Raw genomic sequence first — 24,001 nt, forward strand, 5'->3', positions numbered from 1 at the left:
CGCGACATGCGCTGTTCGGAATGCCATCGCCGAGGCGGGTTTGGCGATACTCGAAAATGTTAGGAGCGAAGAGCCGCCCCGCCGTCTCAGCTGTGGGTCATAACCCCGCCATCGACCATGATGCCCTGCCCGGTCATGAAACGGCTTTCCTCCGCGCAGATGAGCGCGATCACCCCGGCTATGTCGTCCGGCTGGCCGAGCCGGCCGAGCGGCGATTTGTCGCGGTAATAGGCGGATGCCGCCTCGTCCTCGAGCATGTCGCGCGTCATACTGGTGACGATGCAGCCGGGCTGCACGCAATTGACCGTAATCCCCAGCGGCCCGAGCTCGTTCGCGAGCGCGCGGGTGAGGCCGAGAATGGCGTGTTTCGAGGCGGCATAGGCGGAAAGACCCGCATCGCCGAAGCTCGACAGGATCGAGCCGATATTGACGATCCGGGCCTCGTCCGATTTCGCCAGATGAGGTGTCAGCGCCTTGATCAGGCGCGCGGGCGCGAGGACGTTGACGGCGTAGCCCGTCTGCCATTGGTCGTCGGTCAACGTATCGAGCGTCCCGATCGGGCAGACGCCGGCATTGTTGACGAGGAAGTCAAGCCCGCCCAGCTCCCGCTCCACCGCCTGCGCGACCTCGTCCACCGCTTGGGCCTGCGAAAGGTCGGCGACGACGGTGGCATCGCCCGCCAGCCCATCGGCGGTCAGGTCGCAGGCGAGCACTTTCACGCCGGCGGCCCGGAACCGTTCGACCGTCGCCTTGCCTATCCCCGATGCCGCCCCGGTGACGAGCGCGCGGCGTCCTTCCAAGCTGGTCATGCCCACGCTCCTCCGTCAGATCTTGAGGATCATCTTGCCCTGGTTCGACCCTTCGAACAGGCGCATGAAAGCGTCAAAGGCGTTCTCGATGCCCTCGTCGATATGCTCGTCGACGACCAGCTTGCCTGCCGCCGCCCATTCGCCCATCGCTTGCGCGCCTTCGCCAAACCGCGGAAGATAATCCGGTACCAGCAGTCCCTGGATGCGCGCACGGTGGACGATCAGCTGCCACAGATTGCGCGCGCCGACGGGCGGCGAGTTGTATTCGCTGATAAGACCGCACAACCCGATCCGCGCGCCCAGCCGCAGGTTCATAAGGCCGGCATCGAGAATATCGCCGCCGACATTTTCGAAGATGATGTCGAGCCCGTCAGGTGCCGCCTCGCCGATCGCCGCGACCAGCGCTTCGTAATCCTTGCCGCGATAATCGATCGCGCTGTCATAGCCATAGCGTTCGGTCAGCCGCGCGCATTTTTCCGGTCCGCCGGCAATGCCGATGACGGTGCAGCCCTTGATCTTCGCGATCTGCCCTACCAGCGAGCCGACCGCGCCCGCCGCCCCGGTGACCAGCACGGTATCGCCCTCCTTCGGTTCGCAGACGTCGAGAAAGCCGAAATAGGCAGTCATGCCGACCGCGCCGAACAGCGAGAGATAGTTGGTGACGCTGGGTACGGCGTCCGCGTCGATCGGCTGAGTGAAACCGCCCGCTTCGGCGACCGAATAATCGGCGATGCCGTTCAATCCCATGACCCACATGCCTTCTTCAAATCCTTTGGCCCGGCTTTCCTCGACCACGCCGATCGTGGTCGCGCGTACGGGTTCGCCCAGCGGAATGGGCGGGGCGTAGCTTTCGCGGTCGTCCATCCAGCCGCGGATCGCCGGATCGAGCGAGGCATAGTGGTTGCGGATCAGGAACTGCCCGTCCCCGATTTGCGGTCTGGTCTCGGTTTCGAGGGCGAAATCCTCGGGCACCGGCTCCCCGTCGGGACGGCGCTTGAGGATGAATTGTCGGTTCTGGCTCATTGTATTGCGTCCTTCCTGCCTCGCTCAAACCGCGCCGCGCCCGCCGTCGACCAGCAGGGTGCTGCCCGTGACCATCCGCGAGGCGGAGCCTGCGAGAAAGGCGACCGCGCTGGCGATGTCTTCGGCGGTGCCCACCCGGTCCAGCGCATTGCCGTCCTTGACGAAATCGCGCACCGCATCGCCGTCGCCATAGGCGCCGGTGATCATCTCGGTGTAGATGACGCCCGGATTAAGCGAATTGACGCGCACCTTCGGCTCCATCTGCGCCCCCTCGAGCGCGGCGACGCGGCTGAAATGGGTAACCGCCGCCTTGGCCGCGCAATAGGCGGCGCAATCCTCAAGCCCGATCAGCCCGGCGAGCGAGGAGACGTTGATGATGCTGCCGATGGCCGACCCTTCAGCCATCATGCGAAAACCGTATTTGGTGCCGAGCACGACCGATTCGACGTCCACCCGCCATAGCTGGCGAAATTCTTCCAGCGTCGTGTCGGGCAGCGGCTTGGTGAAGAAGCTGCCGGCGCAATTGACGAGCACTTGCGGTGCGCCATGATCCGCGAGGACCCGCTCGGCGGTGCCGGACCATTCTTCCTCGCTGGTAACGTCGAAGGGCAGGAAATGCGCATGTCCTCCAGCGTCCTTCACCGCCTCGACCACAAAGCGCCCGCGTTCCGCATCGCGCCCACAGGCGAGGATGGCATAGCCGCCTTGTGCCAGGCGCAAGGCGGCGGCACGGCCTATGCCAGAGGTTGCACCAGTGATCATGGCTAGAGCTTCGCTCATGTCAGGCTCCATCCGCCATCGACCACCAGCTGCGAGGCGGTGGCGAAACTGGCTTCGTCGGACAATAAGTAGACGATGGTCTCCGCAACGTCCTCGGGCGTGGAGGGCTCTCCCAATGGCACGTCTTTCCAGGCGCCGGGATCGCGCATCGCCTCGTGCCCGATCGCGCCGCGCAGCAGCGGGGTATCGACGGGTCCGGGCGACACCGCATTGACGCGAATGAAATCGCCCTTGCGTCCCAGCTCGACGCCGACCGCGCGCGCCATGTTCGTCAGCGCCGCCTTGACCGTGGCGTAGCTGGCGATGCCCTCGGCCACGCAATTGGCCATGACCGATCCGGTGAGGACGATCGAGCCCTGCGCCGGTTCGCCGCCCGCCTGCGCGCGCATCTGCGCCACCACCTTCTGCATGCCGATAAAGCTCGCCTCGACCTGCACCGCGACCAGATCGCGGAACTGGATCATGTCGAGCTCGACAATCGGCTGGAACGCGGCGTGGCCGGCATTGGCGGAAAGGCCATCGATCCTGCCATAGGTCTCCACCGCGGCGGAAATTGCATCGTCCCAGGCGGCGGGTTCGGTCACGTCGTGCGGCATACCGAGGCCGCCGATCTCCTTGCCGATCCGCTCGGCTCCTTCGGCGTCGCGGTCGCTCGCCACGACCTTCGCGCCGCGTTCCGCCACCAGCCGCGCGGTGGCCGCGCCGATACCCGAGGCGGCGCCCGTCACCAGGATTACCTTGTCGTCCAGCCGGAAGCTCACGCGATCAACACCTTCACCTGGCCCTCCCCTTGGCCGTCGTCTTCCTTCAGCTCGAGCGGGGTCAGCCCCGCGCTTGCCGGCGGACCGAGAGCGTCGCCCGATCCGCATTCGAACCGCGCGCCATGATGCGGGCACATGATCGCCCCGCGCCTCACCCGCGCCCCGTCAAGCGGGAGCAGCGCGTGGCTGCACAGCCCGTCATAGGCCCGCAGCGCCCCGTCGGCCAGACGCACAAGCAGCACGCTGCGTGCTTCGTGCGCGATATAGCGGCAAGAGCCGGGGGCGAGGTCGGCAACATCGCATTCCAGCCATTCCTGCCGATCCTCTCGCGTCATGACGAAAGGGCATGAAGCGGCCGCCCCGCACGGGCGACTGTCATTTTTGACACTTGAGAGCTTGGGGGCGTGCTCGCAGTCTGCTGCAACATAAGATGAAAAAGGCGCAATGCCCGGATCCGCCCGGAATTTTGCGAGGGATGGGGAGAACAGCGATGATCAATAGGCGTTTTGGGCGTTCGGCACGGCATATGACCTCCCTCGCGGCGCTGACCGCGGCGGCCACGGCCCTCCCATCGGCGGCATTGGCCGCGCAGCCTGTCAGCGAGAACAGCGAAACCGGCCAGGACAGTCCGCGCGACGACGATAGCGACAATATTCAGGACGGCGGCCTGCGCACCATCGTCGTCACCGCCCAGCGCCGCGAGGAAGCGCTGCAATCCGTCCCGCTCGCCGTCACCGCGCTCGACGAGGAAGCGCTCGACACCGCCGCGATCGACGATCTGCGCGATTTTCAGGGTCGGGTGCCCGGCCTCGTGGTCGACCAGGTCAATGCCGGGCCCAGCGCGGCCGCCGTCTCCATCCGCGGCATCTCCTTCGAGGATATCGAGAAAAGCTTCGATCCTTCGGTCGGCGTGGTCATCGACGGGGTTTTCATCGGCACCAATACCGGCCAATTGCTCGACGCCTTCGATCTCGAGGCGATCGAAGTCCTGCGCGGTCCGCAGGGCACCTTGTTCGGGCGCAATACGATCGGCGGCGTGATCAATATCCGCCGCAGCCGCCCCACCGGCGATTTCGGCGTGAAGGCGTCGATCGGCTATGCCGAGTTCGAGACCATCCGCGGAAGGCTGGTCGTCAACGCGCCGGAAATCGCCGATCTCATCTCGCTCAAGGGCTTCTTCTTCTACGACGACACCGAAGGCTATCTCGAGAACGTCACGCTCGATCGCACACAGCCCAATTACGAGATCTGGACCGCCGGGGTGACCGCGGGGATCAATCTGGGCGGCCCGGTCGAGGCGCTCATCACTTACGAACATAGCCGTGAGGAAGGCGAGGTCTCGACCGCCTCGCTCTCGCGCACCGGCACCGACCTCATCTGCCTGCAAGTGCCCGTTCCCGGCGTCGGCACGGTACGCGCCTTCGGCATTCCCGACGAGGAATGCGATCGCCCGATCTCCGATGTCGATGCGCTCTATACCGTGTTCTCCAATATCGAGCAGCCGGTGCGCAACGACACCGATGCGCTCACCGGCGAAATCAATGTCGATATCGGCGAGTTCGCGCTCACCTCGATCACCGGCTGGCGGCGCAACGAGGAATCGGTCCGGCAGGACTTCGATTCGACCTCGATCGACTTCTTCGACACCCTGCGCGTCCAGGATTACGAACAGTTCAGCCAGGAAGTGCGCATGGCCGGCGACGTTACGCCGTGGCTAAATGCGCTCGTCGGCGCATATTATTTCGACAGCGAATACAATCTCGACCAGACGACCAATCTCGGCTTTGCCGGACTTCAGCTGCGCCAGTTCACCACCGGCACCGCCGAAAGCATCGCCGTCTTCGGCGACGTCCAGATCGAGCTCACCGATGCACTCACCCTGTCGGGCGGGGTGCGCTACACCGACGACGAGAAAGCGCTCTTCACCAATTTCGGCTTCACGCCGGATGGATCGTGCGCAACATTCCTGGGCCTTGCCGAAGACGATTGTTCCGGCGAAGTCAGCTTCGACGAGTTTACCTATCGCGGCGCTATCGACTTCCAGATCGATCCCGACAAGCTCGTCTATGCGAGCTATTCGCGCGGCTTCCGCTCGGGCGGGTTCAACGGCCGCGCTGCGACGCCTTCCTCGCTCGGCCCGTTCGAGCCGGAGACGGTCGACGCTTATGAAATCGGATTGAAGGCGGACTGGCTGGACAACCGGCTGCGCACCAATTTCGCGCTCTACCAGACCGACTACAACAACAAGCAGGAAGAGCTGGTCCGTGCGACCGCGCCGGAATTCGCCGCGCTCAATCCGCAGGAAACGGTGGTCGAAAACGCCGCGTCGGCGAGGATCCGCGGCTTCGAGGCGGAGGTCGTGGCTGTCCCCACCGACCAACTGACCTTCAACTTTTCGCTCTCGATCATCGACGCCGATTACCAGAACTTCGAGCGCGACGTGGACGGCGATCTTATTCCCGACGACGTCTCCAGCCTCGACCTGCGCCGCGCCGCTCCGATCACCTGGTCGGCCGGGTTCGACTATATCCTGCCGGTGGGCGATAACGAGCTGCAGCTGAACAGCATCTTTCGCTTCACCGACGAATATTCGACCTGCATCGTTGCCGATCCGCTCGCCCTGCAGCGCGGGGTCGTCACCAATGATGTTCGCTGCACGGTGGACACCAAAGAAATCCTCGATGTGACGCTGAGCTACACCGTGCCGCTCGGCCCCTCCGAAGTGCGGCTTTCGGTGTTCGGGCGCAATCTGTTCGACGATCGCGGCATCAATTCGACGCTGCCGGTGGCCGGTCTCTTCACCTTTGCCGGGGTCCGCCCGCCGCGCCAGTTCGGAGCGGAATTGCAGTTCACCTATTGATGGCTCAAGGCGCGAAGCAGGATGAAGCGGGGGCGGTAATCACGGATCTGACCGGGATGGCCGCCCGCTGGGCCATCGAAACCCCGGGCAAGACCGCGCTGGTCCATGGCGACACGTCGCTCACCTATGCCGAGCTCGACCGCGTCTCGCGGCAATGCGCCGCAGCCCTTGCCGCCAGCGGGATCGGGCGCGGCGACCGCGTTGCCTATATCGGCCTCAATGCGATCGACTATGTCATGCTCATGCTCGGCAGCTGGCGCGTCGGGGCGATCATGGTCGCGGTCAACTGGAGGCTCAGCGACCGCGAGGTCGACTACATTTTAAGCGACGCCGATGCGAAGCTGCTGCTGATGCAGGATGCGGTCGCCGACAAGGCACAGACCTGGCTCGCGAAGTCGGGCGCGATCGCGCTTTCGACGCATAGCGCGCACGGCGACCTGCCGCCCTTCGGCGACTGGATCGACAGCTTCGAACCGCTCGAGCATGCTATCGACGCGGCGCCTGGCGACGTCGCGCTGCAGCTCTATACCAGCGGGACGACCGGCCATCCCAAGGGCGCGCTGCTGACCCATGGCAGCCTTGCCGCGGCTATGAGCCAGGGGGTCAAGATCGAGCAGGACTGGGCGCAGTGGCGCCCCAGCGACGTTTCGCTGGTCGCCATGCCGATGTTCCATATCGGCGGCACCGCCTGGACCATGAGCACGCTCAATGGCGGCGGCACCGCGGTGATCCTCGATCAGCCCGATATCGGCGACATCATTCGCACGGTCGACGAACACGGCATCACCAAGCTGTTCGCGGTGCCCGCGGTGCTCAACATGATCCTGAACCACGAGGCGGCGAAAGGTGCCGATCTCGGCTCGGTCCGCGCGCTCCTCTACGGCGCCTCGCCGATCCCGCCCGACGTTCTGCGCCGCTCGATGCGCGCCTTTCACCAGGCGCAATTCGTGCAGATGTACGGCGCGACCGAGACCAGCGGGACCATCGTTTTCCTGCCGCCAACCGACCATTCGCCGGATGGCACGCCGCGCATGGCGGGTTGCGGGCGGCCCTATCCCGATGTCGAACTCAGGATCGTCGACGAAGCGGACGAGGAGGTGCCCGTCGGCACGGTCGGCGAAGTGGTCGTGCGCTCGCCACTGACGATGCGGGGCTATCACAACCTTCCCGAAGCCAACGAAGCGGCGTTTCGCGGCGGATGGTATCATACCGGCGATGCGGGCTATCTCGACGAGGACGGCTATCTCTATCTCTACGACCGGGTGAAGGACATGATCGTCTCGGGCGCGGAGAACATCTATCCCGCCGAGGTCGAAAACGCGCTCCACGAACACGCGGCGGTGCGCGATTGCGCGGTGATCGGGGTGCCGGATGACAAATGGGGCGAAGCGGTCAAGGCGATCGTGGTGCTGACCCAGCCGCGCGCGGCGGACGAGGCGGAGCTGATCGCCTTCGCGCGCGAGCGGATCGCCGGGTTCAAATGCCCCAAATCGGTGGATTTCGTGGACGATTTGCCGCGCAATCCCTCGGGCAAGATTTTGAAGAAGGAACTGCGCAAACCCTTCTGGGACGGCGCGCAAAGACAGATCGGATAGGACACGACATATGGTAACATCCCGCCAATGGCTGATCGACGGACGGCCCCGCGGCCGCGCGGTGCGTGAGGACGACTTCAAGCTGGTCGAGACCGAGATCGATGCTCCCGGTGAGGGCGAAATGCTGCTGAAGACCCGCTATCTCGCCTTCGATCCGGCGCAGAAGGGCTGGATGGAGAACATCGCCGATTATGTCGCACCGACCGAAATCGGCGACGTCATGCGCGGTTCGGCGATCTCGGAAGTGGTCGAGAGCCGCGGCGGCAAGTTCGACAAAGGCACGGTAGTCGTCGGCTCGACCGGGTGGACCGAATATCAGGTCTCGGACGGCAGCGAGCTGACGCCGGTTTCCGACGAATTGCCGCCGACGGCTATGATGTCGGTTCTGGGAACCACCGGGATGACCGCCTATTGCGGCCTGTTCAAGGTCGGCAAACCGGTCGCGGGCGATACCGTGCTCGTTTCGGGCGCGGCGGGGGCGACCGGCTCGGTGGTCGGACAACTCGCCAAACTATCGGGATGCCGCGCGGTTGGCATCGCCGGCGGCGCGGACAAATGCCGCTGGCTCGTCCAGGAAGCGGGCTACGACGCCGCGATCGACTATAAGAACGACGATGTGCGCAAGAAGATCGGCGAACATTGCCCCGGCGGCGTCGATGTCGTGTTCGACAATGTCGGCGGAAAAATCCTGGATGACATGCTCGCCCATATCGCGACGAAGGCGCGCGTAGTCGTGTGCGGCGGGATCAGCCGCTACGAGACCGGCGACATGCCGGCGGGGCCGCAGAACTACTTCAACCTGATCTTCCGCCGCGCCCGGATGGAGGGTTTCATCGTCATCGATTGGGCTGCCGAATTCCCCGCGATCCGCAAGCGGATGGCCGGCTTCGTCAAGGACGGAAAGCTCAGCTACCAGGAAGATATTCAGCACGGTTTCGAGAACGCGCCGCGCACGATGCAGCGGCTGTTCACCGGGGCCAATCGCGGGAAGCAATTGCTCGAACTGTAAGCCGCTGAGGGCCCAACCCAGCTCCAATGGCGCTGGGACGGGCTGTAACCCCGCTGCATCGGCGCGCGAACAAAGCCCCGCACGCGCCCGCTTCCCATGGCAATTGCAAGGCGCGCAACCTATAAAAGGCTGATGGCAACGCCGATCCATCAATTTAGCAAGCTGCCGCTGGTGGAGGCACAGACCTCTGTGCGCGCCGGCGAAAGACGGATGCGCGCCCCCGGCGAAGCGCCGCGGGTCGGCGTCATCTACAACCCGCGCAGCCACGGCAACCGCGCCGGCGATTTCGATTGCGGCATGTCTCCGCATGTTCATATCTCGAAGCCGGGCGACCGTTCGCAACTGCCCGCCGCGCTCGCCGAATTCGCCGAGCGGGGGATCGATCTCCTCGTCATCAACGGCGGCGATGGCACGGTGCGCGACGTTCTTTCGAGCGGAGCGCCGATCTTCGGCGACGACTGGCCCGCCATCGCGGTGCTGCCTAAGGGCAAGACCAACGCGCTGACCGTCGATCTCGGCGTGCCGCAGGGCTGGAGTTTGCAGGATGCCGCCGCCGCCTTCGACACGGGCGGGCGTGTCATGCGCCGACCGCTCGACATCACTCAGATCGGCGGCAGCCATAACAGCCGAGTGCTCGGCTTCATCCTTGGCGCGGGCGCGTTCACCACCGCGACCAATGCGGGGCAAAGCGCGCACCGGCTGGGGGCCTTCAATTCGTTTGCCGTCGCCGCGGCGGCGGCGATGGGCATTTTCCAGTGGCTGTTCGCCTCGCGCTCCAACCCCTGGCGACGCGGCACGAAGATGGCGATCGGCCTTGGCGCGACCGACACGCCGATGGCGCATAGCGGAATCGGCGATCCCGAATGGCGTCAAACACTGTTCGCCTCCACGCTCGAGCGCATGCCCGCCGGTCTCAAACCCTTCGGTGATCTGCGCGAGGGACTTAAGCTCGCGGTGGCCGATCAGATCGACCGGCGCACGATCCCGGCACTGGTCGACGTAATGCGCGGCAAGACGCCGGCGCGCATGCGCGAGCGCGGACTGCACCGCGAAGTCGCGCCGCAATTCAGCCTGCGGATCGAGGACAGTTTCATCCTCGACGGTGAAGCTTTCCCCCCAGGCGCCTATCGCATCGGGCAGGGGCCCGAATTGTCCTTCGTCACGCCCTGACGGCACTCCCGGCGACGTTCGCGAGAAAATGGCCGACCCCGATTCTCCCGCGCTCATGGCGCGCATTGCCGAGGCGCTCGGCGCGAAGGTCGATCCGGCAGTCTCCCGGCTGGCGGCTTCGCTCGGCGAAGAGGCAGGCGCTTGTGCGGTTCTGTTCTACGGATCGAACCTGCGCACCGGGTCGCTCGAAGGGGTGCTCGATTTCTACGTCCTGCTGCCGGGCGAAGAGGAGGCGTGCATCTGGCCTCGGGTCAGCTACCGCGAAGAGGACACGGCTGGGGCGGGCACGCTGCGCGCCAAGATCGCAACGATGACGCTCGACACCTTCGCCAAGGCCGCGTCGGGCGAGACGCTCGACACGACGATCTGGGCGCGCTTCGTTCAGCCCAGCGCGTTGGTCTGGGCGGCGGATGAGGCCGCGCGCAAGCGGGTCGAGGCCGCGATCGCCGCCGCTGCGATCACCGCCGCGCGCCTTGCCGTCGCACTCGGCCCGCCATCGGGACGGGCGAACGACTATTGGAACGCCCTCTTTCGCGCGACCTATCGGGCGGAGTTCCGGGTCGAAAAGGCCGGGCGCGAGAACGACATTCTCAGCGTCAACCGGAGCCATTTCGACGGGTTGCTGCCATTGGCGTTAGAGGCGGGCGGCATAGCCCATCGCCGCGATGGCGATCGCATCGCGCCAAGCCTACCTGGCCGCGAACGCAGGCGAATCCTGAACTGGTGGGAATGGCGCCGGCGGCTGGGCAAGGCCCTCAACGCGGCGCGGCTGATCAAGGCAAGCGCCACCTTCGATGGCGCCGCGCGCTATGCCGCCTGGAAGGTCGAGCGCCATACCGGAATGCCGGTCGAGGTTACGCCGTTTCGCGAGAAGCACCCGCTTCTCTCCGCGCCGGGCGTCCTCCTCGCGCTGCACCGTCATCGCCGGCACAATGCACGCGACTAGCCGAAATACTTCATCGTGACATTGATCGCGCTCACGCCGTCACCGACGCGGAAGCGGGTCTTGTCGATCGCCGGCTTGCCGAGATTGAACAGATTGATCGCCGGATTGTTCGACATCGCGCCGCCGTCGGTACGAATATCGGTTTTGCCATTGCCGTTGACGTCATGGCGCACCGCCACCGCGTAATTGCCCGAGGCGGGCACTGGCAGGCAAACGGTCATCCGCCCACTGCGCGCCGGCATTTCGATCCGGTTGAGCCACTTGCCGCTTTCCAGCCAGTCGGCGCGCGTCCCGTTATAGACCTGCGCACGCACCGTGCCGCTGGCATTCTTGATGCCGTTGATCGTCACCCGCACCGCCGGACCCTTGCCCGGGGCGCAGCTGCGCATATCGTTGGCAATCACGTTGCGGTAATCGGCCACGCTACTCGCCTGCGCGCCCGCGGGCGTGGCCACCGCGCCGGCGCCGAGCGCGAGGGCTGCCCCTAAGGCAGCAAGATGCGCGCCGTTGCGATTTCGCGATGTCGAATTCATCGTATCCTGCCTCGTCCAATTGTCCGGGAAAGCGCCGATCCTGGCAGGCCAGCACGGCCCGCTCTCAGGCGACAATATGCGGTAACTATGCTGGTCGCGGGCTGAATTGGGCCTGAATTGGCGCAAAGACAACCGCATAGCCTAGGTCACGACACGGCCCGCCGCCCGTTCACTGCATACGCAATATACCACGTCCTCGGGGAAAAGCGCGCAGCCGCCGCTTGAAGCGCGATTCGCCAAGAGGGTAAGGCGGGGATTAACCAAACGCAGGGCTCGCCGCCGAAGTCCCCGCGCCATTCCCGCAGCGAAAGCGTTGCTACACGTGTCCACGCCGCTCATCTCGCCCAGCATCCTGTCCGCCGATTTCGCGCGGCTCGGCGAAGAGGTCCGCGCCGTCGACGAAGCGGGTGCGGACTGGATCCACATCGACGTGATGGACGGCCATTTCGTCCCCAATCTGACGATCGGGCCGGCGGTGGTGGAGGCGCTGCGCCCGCATACGGACAAACCCTTCGACGTGCATCTGATGATCGCGCCAGTCGATCCGTATATCGAAGCCTTTGCCAAGGCCGGCGCGGACATCATCACGGTCCATCCCGAAGCCGGGCCACACATTCATCGCACGCTGCAATCGATCCGCGATTTGGACAAGAAAGCGGGCGTCGTGCTCAATCCGGGCACTCCGGTCAGCGCGCTCGACAATCTCATGGACCTCGCCGACCTGATACTGGTCATGAGCGTCAATCCGGGGTTCGGGGGGCAAAGCTTCATCCATTCGCAGCTGGAGAAGATCCGCGCAATACGCGCGATGATCGAGGAAAGCGGCCGCGATATTCATCTGGAGGTCGATGGGGGGGTGAACCCCGACACCGCCCGGCTCTGCGTAGAGGCGGGGGCCGATGTGCTGGTCGCGGGCTCGGCGACCTTCAAGGGCGGAGCGGATGCCTATGCCGCCAATATCCGCGCGTTGAAGGGAGAGGGGTGATGGCCTCGCTATTCGATGCCGGCACCTCTGCCTCGCGAGTTCGGGACGAGGTGGCGGGCGACGTCGAAGACCGGGCTGGCGATGCGTCCGCCATCCCGCTGCACGAGGGCGCCGAGCCGCTGCGCGAAGAGGCGGGCGACAGTGCGCTTGTGGATGCCGCCGATGCCGCAGGCGCCTTTCCTGCCGAACCTATCGATGCGTCGCGCGCGCTGGCGCTGACCGATGTCATCGCGCCGCGCGGCCATCCGGGCGAGGCGCTGATCCGCTTCGCCTATCGCATAGGCGTGCCGGGCCACGCGCTGGCCGCGCCCTTCCGCCGTCCACCTGCGCCGCGCATTCTGGCAACGGTCGAAAGCCCGGTGGTTGGCGACCGCGCCGCCGGTATCGCGCTGCGGGCGGGCCACTTCCTCATTCACGGCGTCAAGCTGCCAATCGGCAAGGTCGATTTCGGCGGCAATGCGCGGATGTGCCCCGGCATCGAGCGCAGCGTCCACTCCTTCACCTGGCTCGCCGATCTCGCCGCCAGCGCCCCGCGCGAGGACTGTATTCCGATCGCCGAGCGGATCACCGGCCTTTGGCTCGACGCCAATCCGGCGCCGGGCAAGGTCAAGGGACCGGCTGGCGATGTCGAACATACCGGGCTGCGGCTGATGGCCTGGCTGGTCCACGCCCCATTGGTGCTCGCCGGGCATGACGGTGCCTTGAAGCCCAGATTGCTCGCGGTGATTGAGGAAACCGCCGCGTGGCTAGATCGCAAGACCGTGCGCCACGGTGCGGGACTGGGCCAGGTGGCGGGCTGGGCGGCGGTGACCGCGGCCGGACTGCTGCTGCCGGCGGGCGGGCCGCGGCGGCTCTATGGCGAGGCGGCGCTCATACGTTCGCTCGGCGAACTGGTGGCGGAAGACGGCGGCACGCTGTCGCGCTGCCCGGCGGCGCAGATGGATGCGATCCGCGTCCTCACCGATCTCATCGCCTGCTACGATGCGGCCGGACGCGAGGCTCCGCAGGCGCTTCACACGATGCGCGAATTGCTGGTTCCGCCCCTGCTTGCGCTGCGGCATGGCGACGGGGCGCTCGGCAATTGGCAGGGGCAGGGCGCGATTTCCGCCGACCGGCTTTCGTCCCTGATCGCGGCGAGCGGCGTGCGTACCCGCCCGCTGAACGAGCCGCAGCATTGGGGCTATCAACGGGTTCGTGCGGCGCAAACCACTCTGCAGATGGATTGCGGCCCGCCCCCGCGCGCCCGCCACACGCGCACCGGCTGCGCCTCGACGCTGGCTTTCGAACTGTCCGACGGGCCGGCGCGCCTCGTCGTCAATTGCGGCGGCGCGGCGCTCGCCGGCGGCCTGGTACCCGCGCATATCGGCCAGCCGCTGCGCGCCAGTGCGGCACATTCCACGCTGGTGCTGGACGACGCCAATTCGACCGCGATCCAGCTTCATGGCCAGCTTGGCAAAGGCGTCGAAACGGTCGAGGTCGAACGCCGCATGATCGCGCGCGGCACCGGTTCGAGCCGGCGCGAAGCGACCCGCATCGAGGCGAGCCATGATGGCTATGCCGCGCGCTACGGTCTCGTCCACACCCGCATCCTCAGCCTGGCGCATGACGGCAACGAGCTGGCCGGCGAGGACATCCTCATCCCCGCCTCGCGCAAGGGCAAGCGCGGCAAGGTCGGCTTTGCCATCCGCTTTCATCTCGGGCGCGGGGTCGAGACGCATCTGGCCGAGGACGGACGCGGCGCCAGCCTGCTGACCGCCGATGGCAAGATGTGGCAGTTCCGCCTGCGAGGGCAAGCCGGCGAGGAAGCGGTGCGTGGCGGCGAGAACGTCAAACTTTCGCGCGAGGACAGCCTTTGGGTAGATGGCGAGGGGCGTCCGCATCCGGTCGAACAACTGGTGATCGAGGGCCTGACCTCGCGCGGCGGAGGCCAGTTCTCCTGGCTTTTCAGGAAAATGGGATAGAATAGCGTCATGGCATCGACGGCAATCAAGCGGGCACTGCTTTCGGTGTCCGACAAGAGCGGCTTGGCGGAATTAGGCAAGGCGTTGGCTGCGCGCGGAGTGGAGCTGATCAGCACCGGCGGCACGGCGCGGACATTGCGCGAGGCGGGGCTGGAAGTGCGCGATGTGTCCGATCTCACCGGTTTTCCCGAGATGATGGACGGGCGGGTGAAGACGCTGCATCCCAAGGTCCATGGCGGCCTGCTCGCTCTGCGCGACAATGACGATCATGTCGCCGCGATGGAAGCGCACGATATCGGCGCGATCGACCTCGTGGTGGTCAACCTCTACCCGTTCGAGGCGACCGTCGCGAAGGGCGCGGGCCGCGAGGAGATCATCGAGAATATCGACATTGGAGGGCCGAGCATGGTGCGCTCGGCGGCCAAGAACCACGGCTTCGTGACCATCCTCACCGACCCTGGCGACTATGACGTGCTGCTTTCCGAGATGGAGGCGAATGACGGCGCGACCTCCGATGCCTTCCGCATCCGCATGGCGGGCAAGGCCTATGCTCGCACCGCGGCCTACGATGCCGCCATCGCCAACTGGTTCGCGTTCGGCGATGCCTTTACCCATCCGCTCGGCACCGGGGCGCTGGGCGCGACGCCCTTCCCCGACACGATGCCGCTTGCATTCAAGCGCTCGGACAGTTTGCGCTATGGCGAGAACCCGCACCAGTCGGCGGCGATCTATGTTCCACAGGTAAGGGGCGCGAACGGCGTGCCGCAGGCCGAGCAATTGCAGGGCAAAGCGCTCAGCTACAACAATCTGAACGATGCCGACGCAGCGCTCGAACTGGCAGCGGAGTTTGCCGGCGGCGATCCGGCAGTGGTCATCGTCAAGCATGCGAATCCCTGCGGCGTCGCGCAGGCGGGCAGCCTGCTCGATGCGTGGAACGGGGCGCTCGAATGCGACAGCGTTTCGGCCTTCGGCGGGATCGTCGCGGTCAACACCGAATTGGACGGCGCGACGGCGGAGGCGATCGCGAATATCTTCACCGAAGTCATCATCGCGCCCAAGGTGAGTGCCGAAGCGCGGGGGATTTTCGCGAAGAAGAAGAACCTGCGCGTGCTCGAATGCGGTTCCCTGCCCGATCCGCGCCGAGGCGGCTTCTCCATGAAGACCATCGCGGGCGGGATGCTGATCCAGGGCCGCGACAATGGCTCCGTCACTGAGTCCGACCTCAAGGTGGTAACCAAGCGCGAGCCGACCGCGCAGGAATTGAAGGACTGCCTGTTCGCATGGATGGTTGCGCGGCATGTGAAATCGAACGCGATCGTATATGCCAAGGACGGGATCACCGCCGGGATCGGCGCAGGGCAGATGAACCGCCGAGATTCCGCGCGTATAGCCGCGATCAAGGCGCGCGAGGCGGCGGAGACCTATGACTGGCCAGAGTCGCGCACGGTCGGCAGCGCGGTCGCATCCGATGCCTTCTTCCCCTTCGCCGACGGTCTGATGGCCGCCGCCGAAGCGGGCGCGACGGCCGTGATCCAGCCGGGCGGATCAATCCGCGACGAAGAGGTGGTCGCCGCAGCGGATGAGGCGGGCCTCGCAATGGTCCTCACTGGGATGCGGCATTTCCGGCATTAGTTTGTTTTTCGAAGGCGCATCCGCGCCTTCGTCCTCGGCGCTGTTTCCGCCGCTACGTTTCGGGGCGCCTGCGGGTGCCCGGTCGGGCTTGCGACGCCTGTGCGTCGATTATCGGCATACTGCCACCACCCGCTCAGCCTGAGGAGAGACTGAGCAGCCGCGCGAACGGCATGTCGAAGGCTCGTCTCGAAGGACACGCGCATTCTTTAGCATCGGGGTCCTTCGAGACGCGCTCAGCCTTCGGCTTCGGCTGCTCCTCAGGATGAGCGGGATTGGAGGATCGGCAACATCGGAGAGTCTTTGTGCGCCACGCTTTCCTATCCGCCCGCGAAGAGTCTCAACCTTTTTACCGTTCGGCCCGTAACTAAATCGGGCCGCGTAACGAACAGCAACATGAAGCGCCCATTCATTCCGGCGAAAACCGTCGGTCTTTATGGGAAACTCGAACGAGAACGAACACGAACGCCCGCGAGAATAGCCATGACCCTCTTCGCCCCCGATCTCTATCGCAATTTCGCCCTCGGTTTCGCAGCCGGCGGTCTCGTCGTCGCCGCGGCGACGATCGACCATTGGGGTGGCTCGCTCGAATCTCCGCTTCAGGCAGCTTCCCCGCTCGAAGCGCCGGCGCCGAGCGCCGAGTTCGTGATCGAACCGATCGACGGCATCGTCCGATGATCCGCATCGGTGCGCTTGCCGCTGCCGCCGCGCTCGGGCTTTCCGCCGCTTTTCTCGCTCCCTCCTCGCCCGCCCAGGCGCTCGAAGAGCCGGTCAACGCCCCCGCGCCCGAACGCATCGCGCGCGAAGGCGCCGGGCTCAAGACCGCGATCTTCGCAGGTGGATGTTTCTGGGGCGTCGAAGGCGTCTTCAGCCATGTGAAGGGCGTGAAGTCCGCCAAATCCGGCTATCACGGTGGTTCGGCAGCGACCGCGAAGTACGATCGCATCACGGCAGGTGGCACGCAGCACGCCGAAAGCGTGCGCATCACCTACGATCCCTACGTCATCCGCTACGACGAGCTCCTGCGCATCTTCTTCTCCGTAGTGACCGATCCGACCCTGAAGAACCGCCAGGGGCCAGATATCGGCGCGCATTATCGCAGCGCGCTGGTCCCAACGAGTGAGGAACAGCGCGCAGTGGCCGAAGCCTATCTCAAGCAGATGGAAGCCTCGAACGTCTGGAACCGTCCGATCGTCACGCGGATCGAGCGTGAGCGTACCTTCTACCCCGCCGAAACCTATCACCAGGACTTCATGGCGAAGAACCCCGATCACGGATATATCCGCCGCTGGGACAAGCCCAAGGTCAATGCCCTCAAAGCGATGTTCCCGCGCGATTACAGCGCGCGCTTCCTGCGCGACGGTTAGGCGCGGAACGCCGGCTGGCGCGGCTCGCCCGAAGCGCCTATATGCCGCGAATGGCTACCGCGCATAAACACGCACATAAAGAGCATAGAGGCGAGGATCTGATCGAGGCGGCACGAAGCGCGCTGACCGCTGCGGGCGAACAGTGGACCGGCATGCGCGAGGCCGTCTTCGCCGATTTAGCTCGTCACGACCGCCCGGCCTCCGCCTACGACATTGCCGACAACCTCTCCAGGGCGCGCGGCAAGCGAGTCGCGCCCAACAGCATCTACCGCATCCTCGATTTGTTCGTTGCGAACAATCTTGCGCTACGTGTCGAGAGCGCCAACGCCTTCCTCGCGAACACCCATCCGGGTTGCACCCATGACTGCATCTTCATGGTTTGCGACGCATGTGGCGATACCCGCCATGTCGACGACGAGGACATCAGTCGATCCATTCGTGCGCTCGCCGCGGACCGGAATTTCGAGGCGCATCGTCCGGTGCTCGAAATTCGCGGCCTGTGCGCCGCATGCGCCTGATACGCCAAACATAGCGCACTGCAGCGAACGTTCGCGGGTAAAGCGCGCTGTGGGTTGATCAGGACGCAACATCTGTCAGACCGACCTGTGTCCGAAACGATCAAACGTGCCTCATCAGCGGCCAAGCGTTTATCGACAGGCCTCTGACAAAGGTGTAGAGCCTGAAGCCATGACATCTACGCTTTCGACACCATTGCTCGACACGGTGCCCACTCCCGACGAGCTTCGCCAACTCAAACCCGAACAGCTCCGGCAATTGTCCGACGAATTGCGCGCCGAAATGATCGACGCGGTCAGCGTGTCGGGCGGGCATCTGGGTTCCGGGCTCGGCGTGGTCGAGCTGACGGTGGCGATCCACTATGTCTTCAACACGCCCGACGACAAGCTGATCTGGGACGTCGGCCACCAGTGCTATCCGCACAAGATCATCACGGGGCGCCGCGACCGAATTCGCACAATCCGGCAGGGCGGCGGGCTTTCGGGCTTCACCAAGCGCGCAGAAAGCGAATACGACCCCTTTGGCGCGGCCCACAGCTCGACCTCGATTTCCGCAGCGCTGGGCTTCGCGATTGCAAACAAGCTGAACGACAGGCCCGGCCGTGGTATCGCGGTGATCGGCGACGGGGCGATGAGCGCCGGCATGGCCTATGAAGCGATGAACAACGCGGCGCAGGCCGGCAACCGGCTGGTCGTTATCCTCAACGATAACGATATGTCGATCGCGCCTCCGGTGGGCGGGCTTTCGGCCTACCTCGCGCGCATGGTCTCCTCGAGCGAATATCTCGGCATCCGCAGCCTCGCCAGCCGAGCGGTCCAGAAGATGAGCCGCCGTTTGCACGAAGTGGTCGGCAAGGCCGAGGAGTATACCCGCGGAATGGTCACCGGCGGGACGCTGTTCGAAGAGCTCGGCTTCTATTATGTCGGGCCGATCGACGGCCATAATCTCGATCATCTCGTGCCCGTACTCGAGAACGTGCGCGACACGTCCGAAGGCCCCGTGCTGATCCATGTCGTCACCGAGAAGGGCAAGGGCTACAAACCCGCCGAGGAAAGCGCCGACAAATATCACGGCGTACCCAAGTTCAACGTGGTCACCGGCGAAAAGCAAAAGGGTTCCGCCGGAGCGCCGGCCTATCAAAACGTTTTCGGCGACACGCTCGCCGATTTAGCCGACACCGACAGCCGCATCTGCGCGATCACCGCCGCCATGCCCTCGGGGACCGGGGTCGATCGCTTCGCGCAGCGCCACCCGAATCGCAGCTTCGATGTCGGCATTGCCGAACAGCACGGGGTAACCTTCGCCGCGGGGCTTGCCGCGCAGGGGATGCGTCCGTTTGCCGCGATCTATTCGACCTTCCTCCAGCGCGCCTATGACCAAGTGGTGCACGATGTCGCGATCCAGAACCTGCCCGTGCGCTTCGCGATCGACCGCGCCGGGCTGGTCGGAGCGGATGGTTGCACGCATGCGGGCGCCTTCGACATCACCTATCTCGCGACGCTCCCCAATATGGTCGTGATGGCCGCCGCCGACGAGGCGGAGCTGGTGCACATGACCTACACCGCGGCGCAATATGACGATGGCCCCATCGCCTTCCGCTATCCCCGTGGGAACGGCGTGGGTGTTCCGCTTCCCGAGACGCCCGAACTTCTCGAAATCGGCAAGGGCCGTGTTGTTCGCGAGGGTTCCAAGGTAGCAATCCTCTCACTCGGCGCGCGCCTGGAAGAGGCGAAGAAGGCAGCCGATCAGCTCGAGGCCAAGGGTCTGTCGACCACGGTCGCCGACATGCGGTTTGCCAAACCACTCGACGAGGAACTGATCGCCCGCCTGATGCGCACGCATGAAGTAGCGGTCACGATCGAGGAAGGCGCGATCGGGGGTCTTGGCGCCCACGTGCTCACCTATGCAAGCGACGAGGGTCTCACCGATAGCGGCCTGAAGGTCCGCACAATGCGCCTCCCCGATATGTTCCAGGACCAGGATTCGCCCGACAAGCAATATGCCGAGGCCGGTCTCAATGCGCCCGATATCGTCGACACCGTTCTGCGCGCGCTGCGCCACAACTCCTCCGGTATGGAGGAAGAGGAAGCCCGCGCCTGACCTTGATGCGGCACAGGTGCTTACTGCGTAATTTCAGGCGGAACCGGTCGATGGTTTGATCCGTTGCGCATGCTCTTATGGTTGATGAGAACGACAACCTGAAGGAATGCGCGGACGAATACGGACCGCTGGCACGCATCGACATCCTTGTCGCCCACGAGGCGTCCGAGCTGCGCGACACTCCAATGGTGAAGGCGGCGGGCAAGTTCGGCGAGCTCGCCGACCAGCCGCCCCTTATCTCCGCTTCGATCGCCGTGATATTTGCAGGGGCGGCAACGCGTCACCCAAGGCTTTTGCGCACCGGCGTTCGCATGCTCGCGTCGCACGTCCTTGCGACAGGGATCAAAACGCTGATCAAGAACCGGATCGATCGCCCGCGTCCAAACGAGGCCGAGAAGGACGGTGAGCACTATATCGAACAGAGCGACGAGGACGACGGCGAGAAAAGCTCGTTCCCGTCCGGCCATACCGCCGGCGCGGCCGCAGTGGCGCAGGCCGTCTCGCGTGAGTATACCGGGGCCGCGCCGGTCGCCTATGCCAGCGCCGGGGTCGCATCGCTGGCGCAGGTTCCGCAGGCCAAGCACTATCCCAGCGATGTCCTAGCCGGCGGTATGATCGGCTTCGTATCGGAGGCGTTGGTTGCGTTTGCGGTGGACCGGCTGGTGCACCGACGCGGACCGTTCTAGGCTGGCCCCGCTGGCAGGAAAGGGCCGGTCCCGCGCGCGTCGGACCCTTGCCGGTGTTCGACCGTTTCCCGGGACATGAATGCTCCTTTCCCAATGGCCTCTGATACGCCCGGCGAGCGCAACATTGCCGTAAAGCGGCGGGGGGCGTGGCAACCGCGCAGGGTGGTCATCACCCGCGACGCCAGAACGTATGCGCATGGTGTGGCGATGGCCGAACGCTGCGCCGGCGCCGGATTGGAGGTCGACGAGCTGTCCGGCAACGCGGTGCGCATGCCGCGCGCTGCCAGCGAACGCGCCGCCTATGCACTCGCCAAGAACACACTCGCCATCACCGTTGCGCCGCCCTCGAAACTTCGGCTGCAACCGATCGCGCCGAGCGCGGATTGGCGGATCGACCTTGCGCAAGGATGTCCGGCGCATTGCAGCTATTGCTATCTGGCCGGTTCGTTGAAAGGCCCCCCGATCACCCGCGCTTATGCCAATCTGGACGACCTTTTCGACGCCGCGGCCGCCGTGGAAGGCGCGGGCACGATCACTTCGCGCTCCGCCGCACGGGTGGGCGAGGGCACGACCTACGAGGCAAGCTGCTACACCGATCCCCTGGCAATTGAGCATCTGACGGGCAACCTGTCGCGCGCGGTCGAACATTTCGGCGCGTGGAAGGCGGACGTGCAGTTGCGTTTCACCACCAAATTCGCCGACGTAGCGCCCCTGCTCGCGCTGGATCACAGAGGCCGCACGCGAATGCGCGCTTCCGTAAATCCGGCGGCATACGCGCCTTTCGAAGGCGGGACCGATCGTGTCGCCGATCGCCTTACCGCGCTCGGCGCCATGGCGGAGGTCGGTTACCCCATCGGGCTCACGATCGCGCCGATTATCGCAGCGGCCGGCTGGCGTGAGGCCTATAGCGAGCTCATAGCCGAAGCCGCGCTGGCCCTGCGCGGTATCGACGCGCTCGACCTTACGGTGGAACTGATTACCCATCGCTTTACCGAAAGCTCGCGCGCTGTGCTACGAAGCTGGTATCCGGGATCGAAGCTCGACATGGGCGATACCGGTCGCGCGGTAAAATACACGAAGTTCGGGACCAAAAAGATCGTCTACGACCGCGAGACGATGGCCGAGCTGAAAGGGTTCTTCCACGATCGGATCGCGCGCGACCTGCCGGCGGCGCGCATTCTGTACTGGACCTGAGGCCGCCCGCACCTTTAGCGACCTTCACCATGAGCTTGCTGAAAGTCGAAACCACTGGTCACGTCACCACTCTCACCATCGACCGTGCCGAAACGATGAACCCGTTGGGCGCACCGGGAGACGGAGACGCGTTTCGCGCGGCGTGTGACGAAATCAATCGAGATCTCGAAACTCGCTGCGTCATTCTCACCGGGGCAGGGCGGGCTTTCAGCGCGGGCGGCGACATCAAAGCAATGCGCGACAAAACGGGGACCTTCGGCGGCGCGACCCCGGCGATCTCGGATGGCTACCGCGACAATATCCACCTTATGCTGCGCGCGCTTCATGGTCTGCGCGTGCCTATCATCGCGGCGGTCAACGGGCCGGCAATCGGGCTGGGCTGCGACGTCGCGTGTCTCGCCGACATGCGCATCGCGAGTGAGCGCGCAAAGTTCGGGGTGACTTTCCTTAAGTTGGGGATTGTACCGGGTGACGGCGGCACCTGGATCCTTCCGCGGATCATCGGCGATGCGCGCGCAGCCGAACTATTCTATACCGGGGAAGTGATTGATGCCGCGACTGCGCTCGACTGGGGGCTAGTCAGTCGCGTGGTCCCGAATGACGAACTGATGGACGAAGCGCGCACGCTCGCGGCCAAGATCGCCGCGATGCCACCCCATTCGCTGCGGCAGGCCAAAATGCTGATGCGCCAGGGGCAAAAGGTGAGCTACGACACCGCGCTCGAACTGGCGGCGAACACGCAGGCGATGATGCATACGACAGAGGATCATGCCGAAGGCGTAGCGGCGTTGATCGAAAAGCGAGCAGCCCGGTTCGAAGGGTCGTAAAAGCCCGCGTCAGAACCAGCGCCAAATACCAGCGGTGATCCCGCCAAGGGGCACGTGTAGCCAGCTGAACAGGGCGAAGAGAGCGAGGCCGAGCGCCCACGGCACCGCGCCCGCTTTCGCAAAGCCGGCGAGGCGCGGCCAGTAGCTCGTCTTGCTCTCCCACTGCGCCCAGGCATTGCCCATCAGGCGCTCTTTCTTACCGTCCTGCAGGCGCGCCCCGATCAGCGCGAGAATACCGATGGCGAGCGCGGTGATCGTCGTGCGCCAACTCCACCACAAGACGATGTGCGAGAGCGCCCAGAGCGCAAAACCCCACATCATCGGGTGGCGCGTGATGAGGAATGCGCCATGAGGGGTCGCGCGCGCCTGCTCTTCGGCTTGCGGGGTTGGGAGAGCTGGATTTCCGAACAGCGAGCCTGCGAAGAGTACCATTGCGGGGAGGGTAATGAGGGTGGCGATGATCCACCCGATGTTGCCCGATCCCGGGAGGTCCGCAGGCGGCGAGGCCGTGAACGCGAAATAGACCCAGACCAGCGTCGCAATGCTGACCAGCGAATAGGCGATCTGGAACCCGTTATCGCCGAGCGCCTCGACAAGGGGCGCGCGCAAGGGGTGCGACATGGCGAAATGCGAGCCGACGAAAGCCACATTCGCGGCGATGAGTTGTATGAGCCCTTCGTCCATGGCTTGTCAGAGTACCATTGGCGGACCCGTCCGCCTAGCCGCTCGCCCGACCCGTCGGGATAATCGTCGCCTGCGCGGTTGCCACATGAACCGGGTCCTCGCCGTCCCGTTCCGCCCAGACATCGCTTCGCACGACGACCTGCCGCTTGCCCGGCTTGATGACTTCGCCTTTCGCGCGCAGGGCCTCGCCGATGGCCGGACGCAGGAAGTTGATCGTGTAGCTGCCGGTGACCACATCGCCCGCGACCGAAGCACCCGCCCAGGCGCAAGCATTGTCCGCCATCAGTCCGACAATCGCGCCATGGGCGAAACCGTGATGCTGGGTCATTTCCGGGCGTAGCTCGAGGAGCAGCTCGCTGTGCCCTTCCCAAACGACCAGCGGTTCAACATCGAGCCAGCTGGAAAAGCCCGACTTCGCGACCGCGACGCGTTTCATGTAGTCGATCGAGGCTTCGGGGCTGTCGAAACGGGTCTGGGCCATGTTGTTCTCCATAAAGTCTGATTCGCAGACTTTATGCCTCTTGCCAGCGCGGCTGCCAAGTCTGATATGCAGACCTTCAGGAAGG

General features: G+C 65.0%; 23 protein-coding genes. 15 read left to right on the plus strand and 8 right to left on the minus strand.

Annotated elements, in window-relative coordinates; all coding sequences use genetic code 11:
• Positions 1 to 86: 86 nt before the first annotated feature.
• The 5 genes from V2I30_RS11695 to V2I30_RS11715 are packed head-to-tail and all read right to left on the minus strand — an operon-like array spanning position 87 to position 3,708.
• Positions 87 to 809: an SDR family NAD(P)-dependent oxidoreductase gene (locus tag V2I30_RS11695; protein WP_330662327.1), complete on the minus strand. Its 723-nt coding sequence runs from the start codon at positions 807 to 809 to the stop codon at positions 87 to 89.
• 15 nt (positions 810 to 824) lie between these two features.
• Complete coding sequence (locus tag V2I30_RS11700) at positions 825 to 1,832, minus strand: NADP-dependent oxidoreductase (protein WP_330662328.1); 1,008 nt, start codon at positions 1,830 to 1,832, stop codon at positions 825 to 827.
• 24 nt (positions 1,833 to 1,856) lie between these two features.
• Positions 1,857 to 2,612: an SDR family NAD(P)-dependent oxidoreductase gene (locus V2I30_RS11705; protein ID WP_330662329.1), complete on the minus strand. Its 756-nt coding sequence runs from the start codon at positions 2,610 to 2,612 to the stop codon at positions 1,857 to 1,859.
• A complete protein-coding gene (locus tag V2I30_RS11710; RefSeq protein WP_330662330.1) occupies positions 2,609 to 3,373 on the minus strand; it encodes an SDR family NAD(P)-dependent oxidoreductase in 765 nt (254 codons plus the stop codon). The genes V2I30_RS11705 and V2I30_RS11710 overlap by 4 nt, the downstream gene beginning before the upstream one ends.
• Positions 3,370 to 3,708, minus strand: a complete 339-nt coding sequence (locus V2I30_RS11715) for a Rieske (2Fe-2S) protein (RefSeq protein WP_330662331.1) — start codon at positions 3,706 to 3,708, stop codon at positions 3,370 to 3,372. The genes V2I30_RS11710 and V2I30_RS11715 overlap by 4 nt, the downstream gene beginning before the upstream one ends.
• 191 nt (positions 3,709 to 3,899) lie before the next feature.
• Here V2I30_RS11715 and V2I30_RS11720 point away from each other — a divergent pair, with 191 nt between their 5' ends.
• From V2I30_RS11720 to V2I30_RS11740, 5 genes are all read left to right on the plus strand, one after another.
• A complete protein-coding gene (locus tag V2I30_RS11720; protein WP_330662332.1) occupies positions 3,900 to 6,233 on the plus strand; it encodes a TonB-dependent receptor in 2,334 nt (777 codons plus the stop codon).
• Positions 6,233 to 7,828 carry a long-chain-fatty-acid--CoA ligase gene (locus tag V2I30_RS11725; protein WP_330662333.1) on the plus strand — a complete coding sequence of 532 codons (1,596 nt, stop codon included), beginning with the start codon at positions 6,233 to 6,235 and terminating at the stop codon, positions 7,826 to 7,828. The genes V2I30_RS11720 and V2I30_RS11725 overlap by 1 nt, the downstream gene beginning before the upstream one ends.
• 10 nt (positions 7,829 to 7,838) lie before the next feature.
• Entirely contained in the window at positions 7,839 to 8,837 is a 999-nt protein-coding gene (locus V2I30_RS11730) for an NADP-dependent oxidoreductase (RefSeq protein WP_330662334.1), read from the plus strand.
• A gap of 132 nt (positions 8,838 to 8,969) precedes the next feature.
• A complete protein-coding gene (locus tag V2I30_RS11735; RefSeq protein WP_330662335.1) occupies positions 8,970 to 10,007 on the plus strand; it encodes a diacylglycerol/lipid kinase family protein in 1,038 nt (345 codons plus the stop codon).
• Positions 10,008 to 10,035: 28 nt separating this feature from the next.
• On the plus strand, positions 10,036 to 10,953 hold the full coding sequence (locus V2I30_RS11740; protein ID WP_330662336.1) for a hypothetical protein: 918 nt from the start codon (positions 10,036 to 10,038) through the stop codon (positions 10,951 to 10,953).
• Here the strand turns inward: V2I30_RS11740 and V2I30_RS11745 are convergent.
• The gene (locus V2I30_RS11745; protein ID WP_330662337.1) at positions 10,950 to 11,486 is read right to left on the minus strand and encodes a DUF2141 domain-containing protein; all 537 of its coding nucleotides are present in this window, start codon (positions 11,484 to 11,486) and stop codon (positions 10,950 to 10,952) included. The genes V2I30_RS11740 and V2I30_RS11745 overlap by 4 nt on opposite strands.
• Before the next feature lie 322 nt (positions 11,487 to 11,808).
• Between V2I30_RS11745 and rpe the strand changes: the two genes are divergently transcribed.
• The 10 genes from rpe to V2I30_RS11795 all read left to right on the plus strand — a co-directional run bounded on the left by rpe (position 11,809) and on the right by V2I30_RS11795 (position 22,751).
• On the plus strand, positions 11,809 to 12,471 hold the full coding sequence (gene rpe / locus V2I30_RS11750; protein ID WP_330662338.1) for a ribulose-phosphate 3-epimerase: 663 nt from the start codon (positions 11,809 to 11,811) through the stop codon (positions 12,469 to 12,471).
• The gene (locus V2I30_RS11755) at positions 12,471 to 14,432 is read left to right on the plus strand and encodes a heparinase II/III family protein (protein ID WP_330662339.1); all 1,962 of its coding nucleotides are present in this window, start codon (positions 12,471 to 12,473) and stop codon (positions 14,430 to 14,432) included. Before rpe ends, V2I30_RS11755 begins: the two co-directional genes overlap by 1 nt.
• 9 nt (positions 14,433 to 14,441) lie before the next feature.
• A complete protein-coding gene (gene purH, locus V2I30_RS11760) occupies positions 14,442 to 16,064 on the plus strand; it encodes a bifunctional phosphoribosylaminoimidazolecarboxamide formyltransferase/IMP cyclohydrolase (RefSeq protein WP_330662340.1) in 1,623 nt (540 codons plus the stop codon).
• Positions 16,065 to 16,544: 480 nt separating this feature from the next.
• Positions 16,545 to 16,739, plus strand: a complete 195-nt coding sequence (locus tag V2I30_RS11765; RefSeq protein WP_330662341.1) for a hypothetical protein — start codon at positions 16,545 to 16,547, stop codon at positions 16,737 to 16,739.
• Positions 16,736 to 17,428: a peptide-methionine (S)-S-oxide reductase MsrA gene (gene msrA / locus V2I30_RS11770; protein WP_330662342.1), complete on the plus strand. Its 693-nt coding sequence runs from the start codon at positions 16,736 to 16,738 to the stop codon at positions 17,426 to 17,428. The genes V2I30_RS11765 and msrA overlap by 4 nt, the downstream gene beginning before the upstream one ends.
• Positions 17,429 to 17,478: 50 nt before the next feature.
• Positions 17,479 to 17,946 carry a Fur family transcriptional regulator gene (locus tag V2I30_RS11775; RefSeq protein ID WP_330662343.1) on the plus strand — a complete coding sequence of 156 codons (468 nt, stop codon included), beginning with the start codon at positions 17,479 to 17,481 and terminating at the stop codon, positions 17,944 to 17,946.
• A 169-nt stretch (positions 17,947 to 18,115) separates the two neighbouring features.
• Positions 18,116 to 20,044, plus strand: a complete 1,929-nt coding sequence (dxs, locus tag V2I30_RS11780) for a 1-deoxy-D-xylulose-5-phosphate synthase (protein WP_330662344.1) — start codon at positions 18,116 to 18,118, stop codon at positions 20,042 to 20,044.
• Between the two features lie 77 nt (positions 20,045 to 20,121).
• Positions 20,122 to 20,730, plus strand: a complete 609-nt coding sequence (locus V2I30_RS11785) for a phosphatase PAP2 family protein (RefSeq protein ID WP_330662345.1) — start codon at positions 20,122 to 20,124, stop codon at positions 20,728 to 20,730.
• A 93-nt stretch (positions 20,731 to 20,823) separates the two neighbouring features.
• A complete protein-coding gene (locus tag V2I30_RS11790) occupies positions 20,824 to 21,924 on the plus strand; it encodes an SPL family radical SAM protein (RefSeq protein ID WP_330662346.1) in 1,101 nt (366 codons plus the stop codon).
• Between the two features lie 29 nt (positions 21,925 to 21,953).
• Positions 21,954 to 22,751 (plus strand): crotonase/enoyl-CoA hydratase family protein, encoded by a 798-nt coding sequence (locus tag V2I30_RS11795; protein ID WP_330662347.1) that lies wholly within the window; start codon positions 21,954 to 21,956, stop codon positions 22,749 to 22,751.
• Between the two features lie 9 nt (positions 22,752 to 22,760).
• Here the strand turns inward: V2I30_RS11795 and V2I30_RS11800 are convergent, their stop codons facing one another.
• Positions 22,761 to 23,435 carry an NnrU family protein gene (locus tag V2I30_RS11800; RefSeq protein ID WP_330662348.1) on the minus strand — a complete coding sequence of 225 codons (675 nt, stop codon included), beginning with the start codon at positions 23,433 to 23,435 and terminating at the stop codon, positions 22,761 to 22,763.
• A 34-nt stretch (positions 23,436 to 23,469) separates the two neighbouring features.
• Positions 23,470 to 23,916: a PaaI family thioesterase gene (locus tag V2I30_RS11805; protein ID WP_330662349.1), complete on the minus strand. Its 447-nt coding sequence runs from the start codon at positions 23,914 to 23,916 to the stop codon at positions 23,470 to 23,472.
• Between the last annotated feature and the right edge of the window lie 85 nt (positions 23,917 to 24,001).

Origin of the sequence: Erythrobacter sp., assembly GCF_036351135.1 — a bacterium.
Classification (GTDB): domain Bacteria; phylum Pseudomonadota; class Alphaproteobacteria; order Sphingomonadales; family Sphingomonadaceae; genus Erythrobacter.